This is a genomic window from Jiella soli, assembly GCF_020615385.1.
In the GTDB taxonomy this organism is placed as follows: domain Bacteria; phylum Pseudomonadota; class Alphaproteobacteria; order Rhizobiales; family Rhizobiaceae; genus VKMB-3413.
On the sequence record NZ_JAJAVB010000014.1, the window covers coordinates 126,369 to 144,650 of the forward strand.

General features: G+C 67.3%; 14 protein-coding genes. 5 read left to right on the forward strand and 9 right to left on the reverse strand.

The window, feature by feature from the left end:
* Nucleotides 1–114 precede the first annotated feature (114 nt).
* The 3 genes from LH400_RS08215 to LH400_RS08225 form a co-directional block, all read right to left on the reverse strand.
* On the reverse strand, nt 115–2,235 hold the full coding sequence (locus LH400_RS08215; protein WP_229152188.1) for a catalase: 2,121 nt from the start codon (nt 2,233–2,235) through the stop codon (nt 115–117).
* A 320-nt stretch (nt 2,236–2,555) separates the two neighbouring features.
* Nucleotides 2,556–4,010 (reverse strand): RimK family ATP-grasp domain-containing protein, encoded by a 1,455-nt coding sequence (locus LH400_RS08220; protein ID WP_229152189.1) that lies wholly within the window; start codon nt 4,008–4,010, stop codon nt 2,556–2,558.
* A 10-nt stretch (nt 4,011–4,020) separates the two neighbouring features.
* The gene (locus LH400_RS08225; RefSeq protein WP_229152190.1) at nt 4,021–5,196 is read right to left on the reverse strand and encodes a GNAT family N-acetyltransferase/peptidase C39 family protein; all 1,176 of its coding nucleotides are present in this window, start codon (nt 5,194–5,196) and stop codon (nt 4,021–4,023) included.
* 349 nt (nt 5,197–5,545) lie between these two features.
* Between LH400_RS08225 and LH400_RS08230 the strand changes: the two genes are divergently transcribed.
* Together LH400_RS08230 and LH400_RS08235 are read left to right on the forward strand one after the other, a co-directional pair.
* A complete protein-coding gene (locus LH400_RS08230) occupies nt 5,546–6,034 on the forward strand; it encodes a chemotaxis protein CheW (protein ID WP_229152191.1) in 489 nt (162 codons plus the stop codon).
* A 132-nt stretch (nt 6,035–6,166) separates the two neighbouring features.
* Nucleotides 6,167–7,951, forward strand: coding sequence for an SLC13 family permease (locus tag LH400_RS08235; protein ID WP_229152192.1), 1,785 nt, complete (start codon nt 6,167–6,169; stop codon nt 7,949–7,951).
* 120 nt (nt 7,952–8,071) lie between these two features.
* Here LH400_RS08235 and ppdK read toward each other — a convergent pair whose 3' ends face one another.
* The 4 genes from ppdK to LH400_RS08255 all read right to left on the reverse strand — a co-directional run bounded on the left by ppdK (nt 8,072) and on the right by LH400_RS08255 (nt 13,741).
* Nucleotides 8,072–10,750 carry a pyruvate, phosphate dikinase gene (gene ppdK / locus LH400_RS08240; protein WP_229152193.1) on the reverse strand — a complete coding sequence of 893 codons (2,679 nt, stop codon included), beginning with the start codon at nt 10,748–10,750 and terminating at the stop codon, nt 8,072–8,074.
* 186 nt (nt 10,751–10,936) lie between these two features.
* Complete coding sequence (locus tag LH400_RS08245; RefSeq protein WP_229152194.1) at nt 10,937–11,737, reverse strand: DsbA family protein; 801 nt, start codon at nt 11,735–11,737, stop codon at nt 10,937–10,939.
* A 110-nt stretch (nt 11,738–11,847) separates the two neighbouring features.
* Nucleotides 11,848–12,408 carry a DUF721 domain-containing protein gene (locus tag LH400_RS08250; protein ID WP_370638354.1) on the reverse strand — a complete coding sequence of 187 codons (561 nt, stop codon included), beginning with the start codon at nt 12,406–12,408 and terminating at the stop codon, nt 11,848–11,850.
* Nucleotides 12,374–13,741, reverse strand: coding sequence for an O-antigen ligase family protein (locus LH400_RS08255; RefSeq protein ID WP_229152195.1), 1,368 nt, complete (start codon nt 13,739–13,741; stop codon nt 12,374–12,376). Before LH400_RS08255 ends, LH400_RS08250 begins: the two co-directional genes overlap by 35 nt.
* Between LH400_RS08255 and mutY the strand changes: the two genes are divergently transcribed.
* Complete coding sequence (gene mutY, locus LH400_RS08260) at nt 13,734–14,816, forward strand: A/G-specific adenine glycosylase (protein WP_229152196.1); 1,083 nt, start codon at nt 13,734–13,736, stop codon at nt 14,814–14,816. The genes LH400_RS08255 and mutY overlap by 8 nt on opposite strands.
* Before the next feature lie 20 nt (nt 14,817–14,836).
* Complete coding sequence (locus LH400_RS08265; protein ID WP_229152197.1) at nt 14,837–15,469, forward strand: HAD family hydrolase; 633 nt, start codon at nt 14,837–14,839, stop codon at nt 15,467–15,469.
* Nucleotides 15,470–15,483: 14 nt separating this feature from the next.
* Here LH400_RS08265 and LH400_RS08270 read toward each other — a convergent pair whose 3' ends face one another.
* Nucleotides 15,484–16,629, reverse strand: a complete 1,146-nt coding sequence (locus LH400_RS08270; protein ID WP_304502360.1) for a site-specific DNA-methyltransferase — start codon at nt 16,627–16,629, stop codon at nt 15,484–15,486.
* 176 nt (nt 16,630–16,805) lie between these two features.
* Between LH400_RS08270 and LH400_RS08275 the strand changes: the two genes are divergently transcribed.
* Nucleotides 16,806–17,495, forward strand: a complete 690-nt coding sequence (locus tag LH400_RS08275) for an HAD family hydrolase (protein ID WP_229152198.1) — start codon at nt 16,806–16,808, stop codon at nt 17,493–17,495.
* Between the two features lie 113 nt (nt 17,496–17,608).
* On the opposite strand, the gene LH400_RS08280 is transcribed toward LH400_RS08275, so the two are convergent.
* Complete coding sequence (locus LH400_RS08280) at nt 17,609–18,253, reverse strand: LysE family translocator (RefSeq protein ID WP_229152199.1); 645 nt, start codon at nt 18,251–18,253, stop codon at nt 17,609–17,611.
* Nucleotides 18,254–18,282: the final 29 nt, after the last annotated feature.

The following is an 18,282-nucleotide window of genomic DNA, read 5'->3' on the forward strand; positions in this document are numbered from 1 at the left end:
CGACACGCAGGCTTGGCAGCCCCAAGACGCAAGAAGGACGGCGGATCCTTCGACCCGCCGCCCGCAATACGCGCCGGCCTCAGATGGCCGGCATTCCTGTCGCCGAAGGCGTCCTCAGACCGCCTTCACCATCGGTTCGCGCGGCCAGTGGCGGACCTTTCGGCACATCTCGACGAAGCCGGCGGCCTCGCTGCCGGAGCCGAGCTTCACGCAGCCCTCGTCGAGGTCGGAGGCGATACCGGCCTTTTCGAACAGCGTCATGGCTTCCGGCGAGTAGGCGATGAACTTGCAATGCGCGAAGGCGTCGGTGACGAAGTCCTTCGCCGTCGGCTCCTTGGCGAGCATTGCCGCGCCCTCGGCCGAGAGCAGCACCGCGACCGCATCGAAGACCACGGAGGGGCCGCCGTCGACCTTCTCGTCGCCCTCGATCAGCGTGCCGCCCGAGGTGGTGACGCCGCCGACCATCGGGGCGACGATCTTCACCATCGCGCCTTCGGCCTTGGCCGCCGCCTGAAGACCCTTCAAGAGTTCGTCGTCGAGACCATCGGAGACGAGAACGCCGATCTTGCGGCCCTTGAAGCTCTCAGGCCCGTTGAGCAGGATCGACAGGGCCGGCGACTTCTGAAGGTCCTGCCGCGTCGGCATCGCGGCCGGCGCAGGCTTCGGCATCTCCTTGAGGCGCAGGCCGGTCGCGACCTTCTTCGCCAGCGTTTCGTCGATGTTGAGGAGATGCGAGACGACGCGCGCCCGGATTGCCGGGGTCTCGACCTTTGACAGTTCGAAGGTCAGCGCCAGCGCGATATGGCCCTGCTCGACCTCGGTCTGCGAGATGTAGAACTGCCGCGCCTGGCTGTAGTGGTCGGCGAAGCTCTCCGAGCGGATCCGGCGTTTCAGCCCGGCCTCTTCGGCCGGGAAGCTTCTGAAGCCGCGCGCCGGGTTCTCGCGCGGACCGCCCATCTCGCCGCCCCAGGAGTTCGGCTCGTAATTCGCCCGGCCCTTGGGGTTCTGCATCGCCATGTGGCCGTCCTGCTGAAAGTTGCAGACGGAAGCGTTGCGCGGCGCGTTCACCGGGATATGGGTGAAGTTCGGTGATCCCAGCCGCTTCAGCTGGGTGTCGAGATAGGAGAAGTTCCGGCCCTGCAGGAGCGGATCATTGGTGTGGTCGATGCCGGGGACGATGTTCGCCGTGTGGAAGGCCACCTGCTCGGTCTCGGCGAAGAAATTGTCGACGCAGCGGTCGAGCACCATCTTGCCGACGCGGCGCACCGGCAGGATCTCCTCCGGGATGATCTTCGTCGCATCGAGGATGTCGAAGTCGAACTTATCGGCGAAGTCGTCGTCGAAGAGCTGGAAGCCGAGCTCCCATTCCGGATAGTCGCCCGCCTGAATCGCGTCCCAGAGATCGCGGCGGTGGAAGTCGGGATCGGCGCCGTTGATCTTCAGCGCCTCGTTCCAGACTACCGACTGCATGCCCTGCTTCGGCTTCCAGTGGAACTTGACATAGGTCGACTTGCCCTCGGCATTGACGAAGCGGAAGGTGTGAATGCCGAAGCCTTCCATGAAGCGGAAGGAGCGCGGAATGGCGCGGTCGGACATGATCCACATCACCATCGCCATCGCCTCCGGCGTCAGCGACATGTAGTCCCAGAAATTGTCGTGCGCGGTCTGCGCCTGCGGGAAGCCGCGGTCCGGCTCCTGCTTGGCCGCATGGATGAGATCCGGGAACTTGATGGCGTCCTGGATGAAGAAGATCGGGATGTTGTTCCCGACGATGTCCCAATTGCCTTCCTTGGTATAGAACTTCACGGCGAAGCCGCGCACGTCCCGCGCGAGATCCGGCGAGCCCTTGTTGCCGGCGACAGTCGAGAAGCGCACGAAGACCGGCGTCTTCTCGCCGGCCCGCTGGAAGAGGTCGGCCGAGGTGAGGTCCGACAGCGATTCATAGGGCTCGAAATAGCCGTGGGCGCCATAGCCGCGGGCATGGACCACGCGCTCGGGGATGCGCTCGTGGTCGAACTTGAATATCTTCTCGCGGAAGATCTGGTCTTCCATCAGCACCGGACCGCGATGGCCGGCCTTCAGCGAATTCTGGTCGTCGGCGACCGGCACGCCCTGCTGCGTCGTCAGCACCGGCACGTCGCCACCGGCGACCTGATGCACCTCTCCACCGGTTCCGCGCTGAAACTCGACATCGCCGAACCGCGTCTTCGGTCCATGATCATGGTTGTTCGCCATCTCGGCCTCTCTCGTCGAAGGATTGTCGCATGCGCTCCGGGCTCGCGAAGAGGCGGAGCTGCGCGTCCCTTCTGCAACTCGGCCTTGCTCAGCGCGTTCCGGAGTAACCCTGTTCCCGGCTACAGAAATTCCTGCGGCCTATTGCCCGGCTACGGATCTTGCCCGCGGATTCTCCGCCGGATGCCGCGGCCAGGTCGCTCCGAGGCTCCAGAACACCGCATGATGCCGGGCGCCGGCGAATGCGCGAGGCGACAGCGTTTCGACAGGAAGCCAGACCCGCGCGGATCCTTGCTTTAAAGGGTCTCGCGCTGCGACGTCTTTCAGCGCTCGATCCGGTCGATGAACCAGCGGGTCAGCCGGGTCCAGACCTCGTCCTTCTCGATCGAATCCTCGACCCCGTGTTCCAGATTGGGATTGTCGTTGACTTCGATGACGAAGACGCCGTCGTCGGTCTCCTTCAGGTCGACGCCGTAGAGCCCGTCGCCGATGCAGCGGGCGGCCCTGAGGCCGGCGTCGAGCACCTGGGGCGGGGCGTCGCCGAGCGAGAAGCCCTTGAAGCCGCCCTCCATCGGCCGGCCGCCCGTCTCGTGATTGATGATCTGCCAGTGGCTCTTGGCCATCAGATACTGGACCGCGAAGAGTGGCTCGCCGCCGAGGACGCCGATCCGCCAGTCGAAATTGGTCGGCATGAACTTCTGCGCGATCAGAAGGTCGGTGTCTTCCATCCAGGCATTGGCGAGCGCGGTCAGTTGCTGGTAGCTCTCGACCTTCTTGACTCCCCGCGAGAACGAACCGTCCGGGATCTTCAGGACCATCGGAAAGCCGAGTTCGTCGGCGGCGCGCTGGAAATCCTCCTTGCCGGCGATCATCACCGAGGGTGGGGTCGGCACGCCGTTTCCGGCCATCAGCTCGTTGAGATAGACTTTGTTGGTGCAGCGGATCATCGAGATCGGATCGTCGATGACCGGCATGCCCTCCTGCATCGCCCGGCGCGCGAAGCGATAGGTGTGGTTGGAGATCGAGGTCGTCTCGCGGATGAACAGCGCATCGAAATTGGCGAGCCGCGGCAGATCCTTCCGCGTGATCGGCTCGACGTCGACGCCGAGCCGAGCCGCCACCCGCGCCCAGTATTTCAGCGTGTCCACCGAAGACGGCGGCATCTCCTCCTTCGGGTCGAACAGCGTCGCGAAGGAATATTTGGCCGGCGTCTTGCTCTTCGCCGCCCGCCATTCGCGGACGGTGTAGCGCTCCATGGCGGACAGGAGGCGGAACGTCTCCGCCGCGCCGAGCTTGCCGAGCGAGGCAAAGGCGATGCGCCGGATCGCCGGCGCCTCGCCATGCAGGTCGAGATGGACCTCGAGTGCGGGCGCGCGGAACCAGTCGAACACCAGTTTGGCGAAGCGCTCCAGCCGGCTGTCGTCGGAATAGCCGAAATAGATGCGGATTGGCGAGACCGGCCGCTCGCCCTTTTCCAAGGCCTTTCGCAGGACTGAGTCCAGTTCAGGCAGCGCGTTCTCGTAGAGCTTCTTCTCCGACAGGTCGATCATAGTTTCGACCGACGGGATGATGCGGTGGCCGCGCGCCTCGGCGAGCAGCGAGGCGTAATAGCCGCGGCTTTGATAGGCGTAGGATCGCGACAGGTTGATGATCTTCGGCCGCTGCCCCCGGAACAGGTTCGGCCGCGCGAGATAGTCGCGGCTCGTCATGATCTTGTGCGGCGTTGCGCCATTGTCGAGATCGGAGGAGCGTCCGACGAGCACGACCCATTGTGACATAGAGAGCGCTTCAGTTCTTGCGTTGGGACAGGAAGACGGCCGCCCGCAGCCCGACCTTGCCGAAGCGGGCGATGCGGTCGAAGGTGTCGTAGGGAACCGGCAGGCTGGCGGCGTCGGCGATCGATTCCCCCCGCTCGTCGGCCACCCATGGATCGTGGATGATGATGTGCCGACCATCGTCGCCATGGGCGAGCACCCAGTGCGGCACTTTCTTGGCGAACATATGGTAGCCGGAAATCAGCACCACTACCGTCTTTCCGGCGGCGACCGCCTCGCGCACGTCCGCGATCGTGAACGGGCGGATCACCACGGGGATCTCGTATTGCGACGCGCGGCGCCGGAAATCCTCCTGCGCCAGCGCCATCACTTTCTGCTTCTCGGCGCTGCGCACCCCTTCCAGGAAGAGATCGCCGGACTCGGAGACATGGATCTCCGCGTCCAGGCCGAACTCGTGCGCCGTGACGGCGAGGCCATAGGGATCGCAGCCGCCGGGGCCGGACATCATGAAGATCGTCGTCGCCTCGCGCCACAGCCGGATCTCCATGACCGGGTCGAGCACGAAGCCGGGCACGTCGCGCGCCATGGCCATCATCAGGCAGCAGGCACCGCAGGTGAAGTCGGTGGTCTGCTCGTAATAGGGAACGCCCGTCTCGATCGGGGTGTCGCCGCGCAGCGTCTTCTCGAAGCGAAGCGCCGGCATGTGGTCGGCATAATAGTCGAGATAGCGCCCGATCGGCCGGAAGCCCTCGGACCGGTAGAGCCGGATCGCCCGCTCATTGTCCTCGCGCACCTCCAGCCGGATCGCGATCCGATCGCGCGCGAAGGCCTCGGCTTCGGCGGCCTTCACGAGCGCGCGGCCGACGCCGCGGCCGCCGGCATCCCCGGAGACGGCGAGCGAATAGAGCCGCGCGAGCGCCGTGCCGCGGCGAACCAGCAGCGCGGCGTAGCCAAGAAGCGGCCCGCCCGGTCCATCATCCTGACCGTTCGCCACCAGAACCGCGGCGCTGGCGGAGCCGATCAGGTTCCGGAACGAGCGCCGGGAGATCCGGTCAGTCTCGAAGACCGCCGTTTCCAGCGCCACCAGCCGGTCGAGATCGGCGGGCGCGGCCGGCCGGATGCGGAGATCCGGGTCGGGCGGGCTTGCCTGGGGCCGGGAAGCGGGAAGGAAGGCCGTCGCATGTCGCATGGAGGTGATGCCTGAACCGCGCCGGGCGCACACCGGCCGCATCGCCTTTATGCATGGCGCCGGGCCACAATGCGACGGAGAAGTGACAAGCGGTTGCGCTTTCTCGATACGGACCGACGATTCCGCCATAAGCCACGGATTCCGCGGCACTCCGTCGACGGTTTCTTAATCGCCGGAGACTACCCTGCATGGCTGATCCGGGCAGAACCCGCACCGCCGCAGCGGGCGGGATCGGCGGGCGCTTCCTGGTCGTGCGGGCGACGCCCGCAAGCTTCAGGAGGGTGTTTGCAGGGTAAGGCTCACCCAGAGGCATATCGCCGTCAGACGGGACGACCGAAAGGGAATATTGATGCTCGCACAGGCAGCACTAGCACATAATCCGGCGGACACGTCCGGATCGGCGATCGAAATCATCGCCTTCGAGATCGGCGACCAGGAGTTCTGCGTGCGCACGACCGCCGTGCGCGAGATCCGCGGCTGGACCCAGTCGACGCCGCTGCCGCAGTCCTCGCCCGAAATGATGGGCATGATGAACCTGCGCGGCACGATCATCCCGATCGTCAACATGGCCGCCAAGCTCGGCATGGCGCCCTCCCGCCCGACGCCGCGCAGCGCGGTGGTGGTGGCCGAGGTGCACGGCAGCGTGGTCGGCCTGCTCGTCGACCGCGTGGCCGACATCCTCACCATCGACGGCAAGACCATCCAGCCGGCGCCCGAGATGAACGGCAGCTATTCGCGCAGCTTTCTCGACGGGATCATCGCGGTCGAGAACGGCATGATCTGCTTCCTCGACCTCGAACGCATGTTCACCGGCTTCGGCGGCGAAGAGTTCTTCTAGGCATCCTCAACTCCTGGGGGTTGCGGCTTGCGGCGCGGGGCGACCCGCGCCGCAGTCATTTTATTTTCCACCCCTTGCAAACTTCGCGGCCACGCGCAGTTTCGCTGTCCGGTCAACAACATACGGACAGCCATGGCCGACTTCATCACGGACTACTCCGCTTATCTCGGCCTTGCGATCGTCTTTCTCGTCTTCATCGGCTTCGCGCTCGAGCGCTACCCGCCCGAGGTGGTCGCCGTCGGCGGCGCCGTCGCGTTCCTGGTCCTCGGCTTCCTCAGCGGCGAGGAGTTCTCCTCGGTCTTCTCCAATCCGGCGCCGATCACCATCGCGGCGATGTTCGTCCTGTCCGGCGCCCTGGTGCGCACCGGCACGCTGGATGCCGCCGCGGACTGGCTGGTGTCGCGGGCCGAGACCCGGCCGATCGCCACGCTCGCGGCCCTCACCGCCGGCATGCTCGCCGCCTCCGCCTTCATGAACAACACGCCGGTGGTCATCGTGATGATCCCGATCGTCATGGAGATCGCGAAGACGCTGAAGGTCGCCGAGACCCGGCTCCTGATCCCCCTGTCCTTCGTCACCATCCTCGGCGGCACCTGTTCGCTGATCGGCACGTCGACCAACCTCCTCGTCGATGGCGTCGCCAGGGGCCAGGGGCTCGAAGCCTTCTCGATCTTCGAGATCACGCCGGTCGGGCTCGTCACCGCGACAACCGGCATCCTCTACCTCGCCGTCGTCGGCCGTTACCTGCTCCCCGATCGCTCCGGCGCCAAGGAATCGCTCGGCAGCGGCGGCAACCAGTTCTATTTCAGCGAGATCGTCGTCCGGGAGGGCTCGAGCGCCATCGGCAAGCCGCTGAAGGACGTCACCGCGCTTTCCTCGCGCGGCATCAAGCCGATGGCGATCCAGCGCGGCACCGAGACCTTTCGGCGCGAGATCGGCGATATCGAGATCCAGCGGGCCGACCGGATCGTCCTCTTCGCGAGCCCGGAGGAGCTCCTGACGCTGCATGCCGGCGAAAGCTTCCGCGTCGCCCGCGTCTCCAACGCGGCCAAGGACGACGAGGAGCGCGTGGTGGTGGAGGCGACCGTCGCCCCGCACCGCCGCGGCATCGGCCGCAAGGTCTCCGAACTCATCGGCATATCGGGCTCCGGCATCGCCGTCCTCGGCGTGCGCCGGCATCTCCACGTTCCGGGGCCGACGCTTCACGACACCAAGCTGAGGCCCGCCGACCAGCTCCTCCTCGAAGGCCGGCCTGAAGTGATCGCCCGGATCGCCGACATGAACGACCTCGTCGGTATCGACATCACCAGCGCCCGGCCGTTCCGCCGTCGCAAGGCCCCCTTGGCGATCGGCGCGCTCATCGCCGTCATCGCGGTCTCGGCCTCGGGTTTCGCCAGCATCCAGAACTGCGCCTTCGTCGCCATCGCGGCGCTGCTCCTCGTCCGGGTCATCGACGCCGACGAGGCCTGGCGCTCGATCCGCGGCGATCTCCTGATCCTGATCTTCGCCATGCTGGCGATCGGCATGGCCATGCAGAAGGCCGGGACGATCGAGCTCATCGTCGGCTTCGTCCAGCCGCTTTTGGCGAACGCGCCGCCCTTCGTCGTCCTGATCGTCCTCTACGCGATCTCCTCGGTCCTGACCGAGATCGTCACCAACAACGCGGTTGCCGTCGTAATAACGCCGGTCGCGATCAGTCTCGCCACGGCGCTCGGCATCGATCCGCGCGCCGCCGTCGTGACCGTCATGTTCGGGGCCTCGGCCTCCTTCGCGACACCGATCGGCTACCAGACCAACACGCTGGTCTACGCAGCCGGCAACTACCGCTTCCTCGACTTCGTGAAGATCGGCGCGCCGATGAACATCCTGGTCGGGCTGACGACGACGGCCGCCATCCACTTCCTCTACGTGGCGTGACCGTTCCGGCAAGACGGCTTGTCCGCAGTCCGGAATAATCCTTCGAGACGCCGGACCCCGATGCGTTCAGGCGAGGCGCGGGACACGATAGGGCTTCGCTGACTTCGATCCGCCACCGGATCAGCCGTCCTGGCGCCTGTTCCGGCCCCCGCGCCCGGACGCGCGGCTGAAGCGGATCGCCGACTGCGCCGCCGCCAGCCGCGCGATCGGCACGCGAAATGGCGAGCAGGAGACGTAGTCGAGGCCGGTCTCTTCGAAGAAGGCGATCGAGGCGGGATCGCCGCCCTGTTCGCCGCAGACCCCGAGGGTGATGTCCGGGCGGGTGCGCCGCGCCTTTTCGACGGCCATGGCGATGAGTTCGCCGACGCCCTCGACATCCACCGTCTGGAACGGATCCCGCTCCAGAATGCCCTGCCGGATATAGGTCGACAGAAAATTCGCAGCATCGTCGCGCGAGATGCCGTAGACGGTCTGGGTCAGGTCGTTGGTGCCGAAGGAAAAGAAGTCGGCGACCTCGGCGATGGTGTCGGCCCTGACGATCGCCCGCGGCAGCTCGATCATCGTGCCGACATGGTAGTCGATGCCGCGGCCGCGCTCCGCGGTCACCAGCGCCGCCACCCGGTCGACCCGCTCCTTGACGAAGTCGAGTTCGCGGCGAAGGCTGACCAGCGGCACCATGATCTCCGGCACCACCGCGTCGCCGGTCTTCTCGCCCGCCTCGATGGCCGCCTCGAAGATCGCGCGGGCCTGCATCTCGACGATCTCCGGATAGGAGATCGCCAGCCGGCAGCCGCGATGGCCGAGCATCGGGTTGAACTCCTCGAGACCGGCAATGCGCTGGCGCACAACCGCCTCGTCGACCGACAGCATCGCCGCCGTCTCGGCGATCTCGCCGTCGCTCTTCGGCAGGAACTCGTGCAGCGGCGGATCGAGCAGGCGGATCGTCACCGGCAGGCCCGCCATGATCTCGAACAGCTCGACGAAGTCCGAGCGCTGGATCGGCAGCAGCTTGTCGAGCGCCGCCCGCCGGCCCTCTGCGTCGGAGGCGAGGATCATCTCGCGCATCGCCTGGATGCGGTCGCCCTCGAAGAACATGTGCTCGGTCCGGCAAAGGCCGATCCCCTCGGCGCCGAAGGCCCGGGCGGAGCGGGCCTCGATCGGCGTTTCGGCATTGGTCCTGACGCCCATGCGCCGGGCGCGGTCGGCGAACTCCATCAGCGTCGCGAAATCGCCGGTGAGTGAAGGGCGCAGGAGCGCCACCGCTCCGACGATCACTTCGCCGGACGAGCCGTCGATGGTGATCTCGTCGCCCTCCTTCAAAACCCGGTCGCCGGCAAAGAGCGTTCCCGTCTCGGCGTTGATCCGCAGCGAGCCGGCGCCGGTGACGCAGGGCTTGCCGATGCCGCGCGCGACCACGGCGGCGTGGCTCGTCGTGCCGCCGCGAATGGTCAGGACGCCATCGGCCAGATGCATGCCGTGGATGTCTTCCGGATACGTCTCGTTGCGCACCAGGATGACCGTCCGATCCTCCTTGGCGCGGGCCTGCACGCGCTCGGTCGAGAAGGCGATCTCGCCGGTCGCCGCGCCCGGCGAGGCCGGCATGCCCCGGCCGAGAACGACATAATCGTCCGAACGCTCGATCGTGGGATGCAGGAGGAGGTCGAGCGAGGCGGGGTCGATCCGCAGGATCGCCTCGTTCTCCTCGATGATCTCCTCCTTGGTCAGTTCCACGGCGACGCGGATCGCTTCGGCGGCGGTGCGCCGAGCGACGCGCGACTGCATCAGGAAGAGCGCGCCGTCGCCGATCATGAAATCCACCTCGACGGCGTCGCAGACATGCGCCTCGAGCCGGCGCACATGCTGGGTGAGTTCGCTGAGATCGGCGGGAAAGCCGGCGGGATCCTCGCTCGCCAGCGCGGCAAGATCGAAGACGGGCGCGCTATCGCCGATCTCCCCTGAGCCCCGCGCGCCCAGCGTGAACTCTCCGGAGAGCCGGGATTCGCCCGTCGTCAGGTCGCGCGACACGGCGCGGCCGCGACCGGATTTCTGGTTCCGCTCGTTGAAGATCATCGCATGGACGGTGACGGCGAGGCCGGCGTTTTCCGGAACGCCGTGCAGCAGCCGGTGCGAGGTGGCGACCGGATGGCGCCAGCTGGCAAAGCTCGCCGCGAGCACGTTGGTCAACTGCTCCAGCGGCGTCTGCGGGACGACCGCGCCGAGTTCGCGGTCGATATGGGCGTGATAGCAGGCGATCAGCGCCCGCCAGTCCGCGACCGTCTGCGGCTCCTCGGTCCAGCCCGCTCGCTCGCCCTCCGCATCCGAGATCTCCTCGAACTCGGCCGGGTCGGCATCGAGGACCAGCGAGGCATAGCTCTCGATGAACCGGCGATAGCTGCGATAGGCAAAGGCGGCGTCGTTCAGCTCCCTGGCGAGGACATCCACCGTCCGGTCGTTGAGGCCGATGTCGAGGACGCTCTCGGCGATCCCAGGCATCTGCACCCTGGCACTGGTTCGCGCGGCGAGGAGCAGCGGCCGCACATCGCCGTCGAAGCGGCGCCCGGTGACACTTTCGAGCCATTCGATTCCGGCCCGCAAATCGGCCCGCAGGGCCTGCGGGAGCGCATTGCTCTCGCTCTTGGCCTCACGCCAGGCGGAGGTCGCGACGGTGAAGCCGGGCGGAACGGGCAGGTCGAGGGAGGCGAGGAGCGCGAGATTGGCACCCTTCAGACCCAGAGCCTCGGCGGCATCCGCCGGCCGCTCGGCCGAGCCGCGGCTGAAGGTGAAGATTCTCTTGGGCATGGAAGGCTGCCGACGGTCGCTCCTGGTCGTGGCCGCGCCGATCGCACGGCGACCATACCGGTCTAGAGCAAAAATGCGGCAAGGCCAATTGCTGCGATGCAAAACGGCGGCGCGGCGACAAGGCCGCGCCGCCGGATCGATCATGCGGCGAGACTGCGGAGAACAGTCTCGCCGGCGCTTCCTTGATCAGAGATGGCCTTCGATCACCGCCGACATTTCTTCCGGCGTGAGGGCGCCGCTGTATTTGTCGCCATTGACGAAGAAGGTCGGCGTGGCATCGACGCCGAAGGTGTTCTCGCCGCGCTGCTGCACCTCGACGATCTTCTGCTGCAGATCCTTGTCGTTGAGGCAGGCCTTGAAGCCCTCCTCGCTCATGCCGGCCAGCCGGGCGATCTTCAGAAGCGCCGCCGAGGCGTTCTGCGAATGGGACCACTCGTCCTGCTGGTCGAAGAGGACGTCGACCATGGCCGTGCGGCGGGCGTCGTCGCCGGCGCAGCGCGCCAGCATGAAGGCCGCAAGCGCCCTCGGATCGAAGGGGAACTCGCGCAGGATCAGCTTGGCCTTGCCGGTGTCGATGTAGTTCTTCTTGATCACCGGATAGGCGGTGGAGTGGAAGTGCGCGCAATGGGGACAGGTCATCGAGGCGTATTCGACGATCGTCACCGGCGCGTCCTTCTGGCCGACGACGACGTCCGGCAGCGCCTCCTCGGCCATCAGCTTGTCGACGTCGACGGAGCCAGAGGGCTCGGGGGCATTGGCCGCCGAGACGGCTGGCGCGGTCGCCTCGGAGGCCGGAGCCGCCGGCTTGGCCGCATCGCCGGAGGAGGTCTCCGCCTGCGCCATCTGCACCGGACCGCCCGGCTGGACGACGGCGTCGGCAGAGGTCTCCTTCGCCGCGTCATTGCAGGCGGCGAGGGCGAGCGCGCCGGCGCCGGCAAGGAAGAGCGCGAGATTGCGGCTGAGGGTTCGGCGAACGGAATGCGGCATGGCGATCGGTCCTTCGAAAGGTCGAGGGTGGTTCCCCAGGGGTTTAGGCGAGATCGTCCGCTTTTCCAACTGCCGCAAACCTTACCAATCTGTCGGAAACCGCGCGCCGCTCAGTTCCGGCTGCGCTGCAGCGAGGCCTCGGCGAAGGCCGTGAGTGCCGCCCGCAGCCCGGGATCCTCGATCCGCGCCACCATGGCCTCGACCCGCCGATGGTCGTCCGCGGTCAGCTCGCGCAGCGGCGGGCGCTTGTCCGGCCGGTGCGTGGTGACGGGCTTTTGAACAAGCTTGATCCGCGCGACGGCGGGATAGCCGAAGAAGGCGTTGACCCGCGCGATGAGTTCGCTCGACTGATGCTGGACGCGCAGGGCCGCCGCCGCCTCGCAGGCCAGCACCAGCGTCGCCGGCTCGAAGTGATCGACCGCCTCGCCGCGCTGCGGCGGCCAGACCAGCTTTTCCGGACGCGTCGCATCCGAGAGCCTCGGCCCGGCGATATCGGCCCAGGCGGCGACGAGGCCGGTCGTCATGCCGGCCTTGCGCCTGAGGATCGGGTCCATCAGTTCGGAGACGACATCGGCGAGCGGCCGGACGCCGCGCCGCCGCTTCGGACCCGCTTCCCGTTCCGTCTCGCTCATCCCGTCACCATTGCCGATCTCGCGCAGCAGATCCTGCACTTGCCTCGTCCGCCACGGGAACCGAGGCGCACAGCGTCGCCACCGACAGCGCCCAGACGCTGTCGAGAATGTCGTGGAAGAACATGATGTTGGTAAGGCCGGGGATGAGATAGGCAGAGATCAGGATCGCAGCGAAGGCCAGCCGGTCATGGCCTGCGGGAAGGCTGCGCCACCGCCAGGCCGTCCAGAGCGGCGCGGCGATCGTCAGGATCAGCGCCGCGATCCCCAGGAGACCGGCCTCGACACCCACCGTCAGGAAGATGTTGTGGAGGTGATTGAAGGAAAAACCGTTGTAGAGCGTCGGATCGAGATGCGGCTGGACCGCCTGCCACAACCCGCTCGCGCCCCAGCCGAAGACGGGCCGCTCCAGGAAGGCCTGCCAGGCGGCGGCGTATAGGTCGACCCTGAGCGCGATCGAGGTGACGGCGTTGGGATGGGTCGAGAGGAGGTCGAGATTGGCCTCGGTCTCGGCGAGGCGGAGGAGAAGCGGCGGGACGACCACAAGGCCGACCGCGGCGACGGCCAGAGCGCAGGAGGCGGCGATCAGCGAACGCCGCCGTCCGCTGCCCCGTCGCCAGACGCCGAAGAGCATGCGCCGACGCGCGGCCACCGCGATCAGGATGACCAGCGGAAGCGCCGGAAGGGAGCCGCGCATGCCGGTGAGGAACAGCGCGACGATCGCGCCGAGCGCGCCCATCAGCGCCAGCGCGTTGCGGCCGGCTGGATGCTTCGAGGAAAGATCGAGCAGCGCCAATCCGCAGGTCAGGAGCGCCACGACGGACAGCGGCCCCGGATTGCCCTCGAAGCCGGAGACCCGCTGCATGTCGAAGACGAAATACTGTGTCAGGACGATCGGCAGAAGCACACATCCGCCGATCGCCGCGCCGCGATAGACCGCCGGCAGGACGGGTCCGCCCTCGCCTGCGCGCATGCGGCTGACGAGCACGGCGGGAGCGACGAAGAAGAGGAGGCCCAGCGCGTTGAGCGCCGCTCCGAGCGGCGGCTGGTGCAGGAAGTCGGTCACGGCGAGAACGGCGACCAGGAAGAGGCCGGAGAACGCGACCGGCCGGTCGGGGGCCTCGAGCCGGAAGCGGAAGCGTCCGAGCATGACCGACAGAAGTGCCCAGATTGCCAGGAGCGCGACGCTCACCGACAGGACGGAGCCGGCGAGCGGGACCATGGCGAAGAGCAGCACCCAGGCGATGCGATTGCGTCTCGCAATCGCATCCTGCGAGGGATAGAGGAGAGCGGCGAGCCGGCCGGGAGACGATTCGGACGGCGCGACGCCGGATCCCTCGCCACCGTCGACGATCTCTGCCTCACTAATGTCCATCAATCAGAGTCCGTTCAGCCGAGAGCTGCTTCAGTGGTACGATCGTCACGCGCGCGCCCTGCCCTGGCGAGTGCCGCCCGCCGAGCGCGCGGCCGGCGTCCGGCCGAACGCCTACCGCGTCTGGCTGTCGGAGATCATGCTCCAGCAGACCACGGTCGCGGCGGTGAAATCCTACTTCGAGCGCTTCGTCAATCGCTGGCCTGAGGTCGGCCACCTCGCGGCCGCGCCGGAAGCGGCGGTCATGGGGGAATGGGCGGGTCTTGGCTATTATGCGAGGGCCCGCAATCTCCATGCCTGCGCTCGGACCGTGAGCGAGCGCTTCGGCGGCGAATTTCCGCAGACCGCGGCCGAGCTGAAGACGCTGCCGGGGATCGGCGACTACACCTCCGCCGCGATCGCCGCGATCGCCTTCGACGAACCGGCGGCCGTCGTGGACGGCAATGTGGAGCGGGTCGTCACACGGCTCCTCGCGCTCGCCACTCCGCTACCCTCGGCCAAGAAGGCGATCCGCACGGAGGTCGAGCGGCTGACGCCGCATCTGCGGCCCGGCGACTTCGCGCAGGCGATGATGGATCTCGGCGCGACGGTCTGCACGCCGACGCGGCCGGCCTGCGTCCTCTGCCCGGTGCGCGCGCACTGCCGCGCGGCTGCCGCCGGGACGCAGGAGCAGTTTCCGGTGAAGCCTCCGAAGGCCGCCGTGCCCACCCGCAAGGGCGCCGCCTTCGTCGCGGTGCGCCGGCGCGACGGCGCCGTGTGGCTGAGGCGGCGGACCGAGAAGGGCATGCTCTCCGGCATGAGCGAGCCGCCGTCCAGCGCCTGGAACGCCCGGGCCGACGGCGCGACCGGCGCCGGTGCGGCACCGTTCGCTGCCGCGTGGCGGCTCTGTGGGCCCGTCGCCCACGGCTTCACCCACTTCAAGCTCGACCTCGAGGTCTGGCGCGCCGATGTCGACGCCGATCCCCCGATCGACGGGTGGTGGTCCCGTTCGGCCGATCAGGCCGGCGAGGCGCTGCCCACCCTGATGCGCAAGGTGCTGAAGAGCGCCTTGGCAGATTCCGCCGACAGTCTCTCCTGAACGCTGAAGGACACGTCCTCATGCCCGTCGCCCACATCGTCTTCGATATCGGCAAGGTCCTGATCCATTACGATCCGCATCTCGCCTTCCACGACATCATCCCCGATCCGGACGAGCGGACCTTCTTCCTGGCCGAAGTGTGCTCGCATGCCTGGAACCTCGAACAGGATCGCGGCCGGGACTGGCAGGAAGCGGAGGCCGAGGCGATCTCCCGCCACCCCGACCGGGCGGACCAGATCCGGGCCTTTCGCGCCAATTGGGCGAAGATGGTGCCGCACGCCTATGACGGCAGCGTCGAGATCCTGCGCGAACTGATCGGCGCCGGCGTCGACGTGACCATGCTGACGAACTTCGCCGCCGACACGTTCCGCGAGGCGCAGGTGAAGTTCCCGTTCCTGACCGAGAGCCGCGGGGTCACCGTCTCCGGCGAGATCGCCCTGATCAAGCCGGACCGGGCGATCTTCGACCACCATGCCCGGGCATTCGGTCTCCGGCCGGCCGAGACCGTGTTCATCGACGATTCGCTTCCCAATGTGGAGGGCGCGCGGACCGCGGGCTGGCAGGCGGTCCATTTCACCTCGCCCGAGACGCTGCGCGCGGACCTTCGTTCGCTGGGCGTGCCGCTGGAAGACGGCGCGATGGAACGCGCCTGATCCCGGCGGGCGGCCTACGCCCCGACGACGCGCATGCGCTGCCGGATCTCGGACCGCAGCGTGTCGATCGGCGTCAGTCCGCGTCCCGACTGGACATGCCAGAAGGTCCAGCCGTTGCAGGCCGGCAGGCCCTGCACCTTGGCGCCGATCCGGTGGATCGAGGCGGCCTCGCCGCCCGATGCGATCGTCCCGTCCGCCCGCACCATGGCGGTCCAGCGCTGCTTGACGTCGGTCAACTCGGTTCCCGGCGCGACCAGCCCCGCTTCGACCAGGCTCGCGAAGGGAATGCGGGGTTCGGCGCGCTTGCCGGCGAAATGGGCGAGCGCCTCAGTGCCGAACGGCTCGACCGCGTCGATGCGGGCCTGGGCATGGGCGATATAATCGTCCTCGCGCTCGATGCCGACGAAGTGGCGGCCCAGCCGCTTGGCGACGGCCCCCGTCGTCCCCGTGCCGAAGAAGGGATCGAGCACGACGTCGCCGGGCTTGGTGGAGGAGAGAAGCACCCGGGCCAGCAGCGCCTCCGGCTTCTGCGTCGGGTGCGCCTTCCGGCCGGCCTCGTCCTTCAGCCGCTCGCCGCCCGAGCAGATCGGAAACAGCCAGTCGGATCGCATCTGGACGTCCTCGTTTGCCGCCTTCATCGCCTCGTAGTTGAAGGTGTAGCCCTTGGCATTGGCGTCGCGCGAGGCCCAGATCATCGTCTCGTGGGCGTTCTGGAACCTGCGGCCGCGAAAGTTCGGCATCGGATTGGTCTTGCGCCAGACGACGTCGTTGAGGATCCAGAAGCCGAGATCCTGCATCGCCGCGCCGACGCGGAAGATGTTGTGGTAGGAGCCGATCACCCAGATCGTGCCGTTCGGCTTCAGGACCCGCCGCGCGGCGAGGAGCCAGGCCCGCGTGAAGGCGTCGTAGGCGGCAAAGCTCTCGAACTGGTCCCAGGCATCGTCGACCGCGTCGACGCGCGACTGGTCCGGCCGGGTGAGATCGCCCGCCAGCTGAAGATTGTAGGGCGGATCGGCGAAGATCGCGTCGACCGACTTCTCCGGCAGCGCCTCCATCTGCGAGACGCAATGGCCCTTGAGGATCTTGTCGAGCCAGAGGTGCTTACGCGGCTGCACAGCGGTTCGAGACGAATCGAGGATTGCGGGAGAGACAGAAGCCATTTCACGACACCGGTACGCTGGAACCAAAACCACCGTCATGGTTACCGAACGACGTAAACAATCGGTGAAATCCGAAATTTGAGGTCGGACGGCCCGCGTGCTACCGCAGCCGCGAACCGGCGGCGCGCGGATCGCCACGCCTTGCCGCGTCACCGCCATGAACTGGAGACCAAGCCATGCCGCATGAGCCTCTGCTCGTGATCTTCGATTGCGACGGCGTCCTCGTCGATTCGGAGATCATTGCCGCCGAGGTCGAGGCAGGCCTCCTGAAGGAAGAGGGCATCGACGTCGAGCCGGGGGATTTTGCCGCGCGCTTCGCGGGCCTCACCTGGCATGTGATCCTGGAACGCCTGGTCGAGGAGACCGGCGTGCGCCTGCCTGCCGGCTTCGCCGACAAGGTCGATGCCGAGATCGACCGAAGGCTCGGCGAGGACGTCGAGGAAATCCCCGGCGCCCACGAGGTACTCGACCGGCTGATGCTGCCGCGCTGCATCTGCTCGAACTCGTCCATGCACCGGCTGGAGCTGGAGCTCGACCATGTCGGCCTGTGGCACGTCTTCACGCCGTACATCTACAGCGCGCCGGAGGTCGGCACCAAGAAGGGCAAACCCGCCCCCGATGTCTTCCTCCACGCCTGCAAGGAGCTCGGCGTCGAGCCGAAGCGCGCCGTGGTCATCGAGGATTCCGTTCACGGGGTGGCGGCGGCAGCCGCGGCCGGCTGCCGCGTCGTCGGCTTCACCGGCGGCCGCCACACCTATCCCGGCCATGCCGACGCCCTCACGGAAGCCGGCGCCGAGACGGTGATCAGCCGCCTCCTCGACTTTCCCGCGGTGATCGAGGCCTTCGCCGCCTGGCAGGAGGCCTGATACGGTCTCCGGCTGATCCAGCAGGAGACCGTATCACAGCCCGCGCGGCGTTTGAGCGTCTGTGAAGTCCGTTATCGCGAAGCGATCAAACGGATTTCATATGGCGCCGGGACCTAACGGCCCTGCGTCGTCAGGATCTTGATCGCAAAGGCCGAGAACACGCCAGCGAACAGATAGTCGATGATGCGGGTGATCTTCGGCCGGCGCCTCAAGGCGTCGGCGAGCCTGTCGGCGGCGAGGATCATCGCCACGCAGAACGGCGTCGCGAAGATCACGAAGTAGACGCCGAGGAAGAACAGCTTGCCCGCCGCGCCCGGGTCGCCGGCATGGACGAATTGCGGCAGGAAGGTCACGAAGAACAGGATGATCTTCGGATTGGTGAGATTGATGCCGAGCCCGGTCGCCCAGCTCGCCTTGAGCGACCGCGCCTTGCGGGCGTTCCTGCCATCCATCTTGAAGGTCGAGCCGGAGCGGATCGCCTGGACCGCCAGGAAGATCAGATAGGCCGCGCCCACCACCTTCAGCACCAGGAAGGCCTCCGGCGAGGCCGCGATCAGCGCCGAAAGCCCGACCGCCGCAAGCGTCGTATGGACCAGCGATCCCGTCGATGCGCCGGCAAAGGCGGCGATGCCGGCGGCCCGGCCCTCGGCGAGCGTGCGGCCGAGAAACAGCGTCATGTCCGGCCCTGGCGTGATCGTCAGGACGAAGCAGGCGATCGAGAAGGCGATAAGCGTCGAGAGATCGGGGAGAAACGTCATGAGGAGCGCTCCGTCGCGGCGGGTGGCAG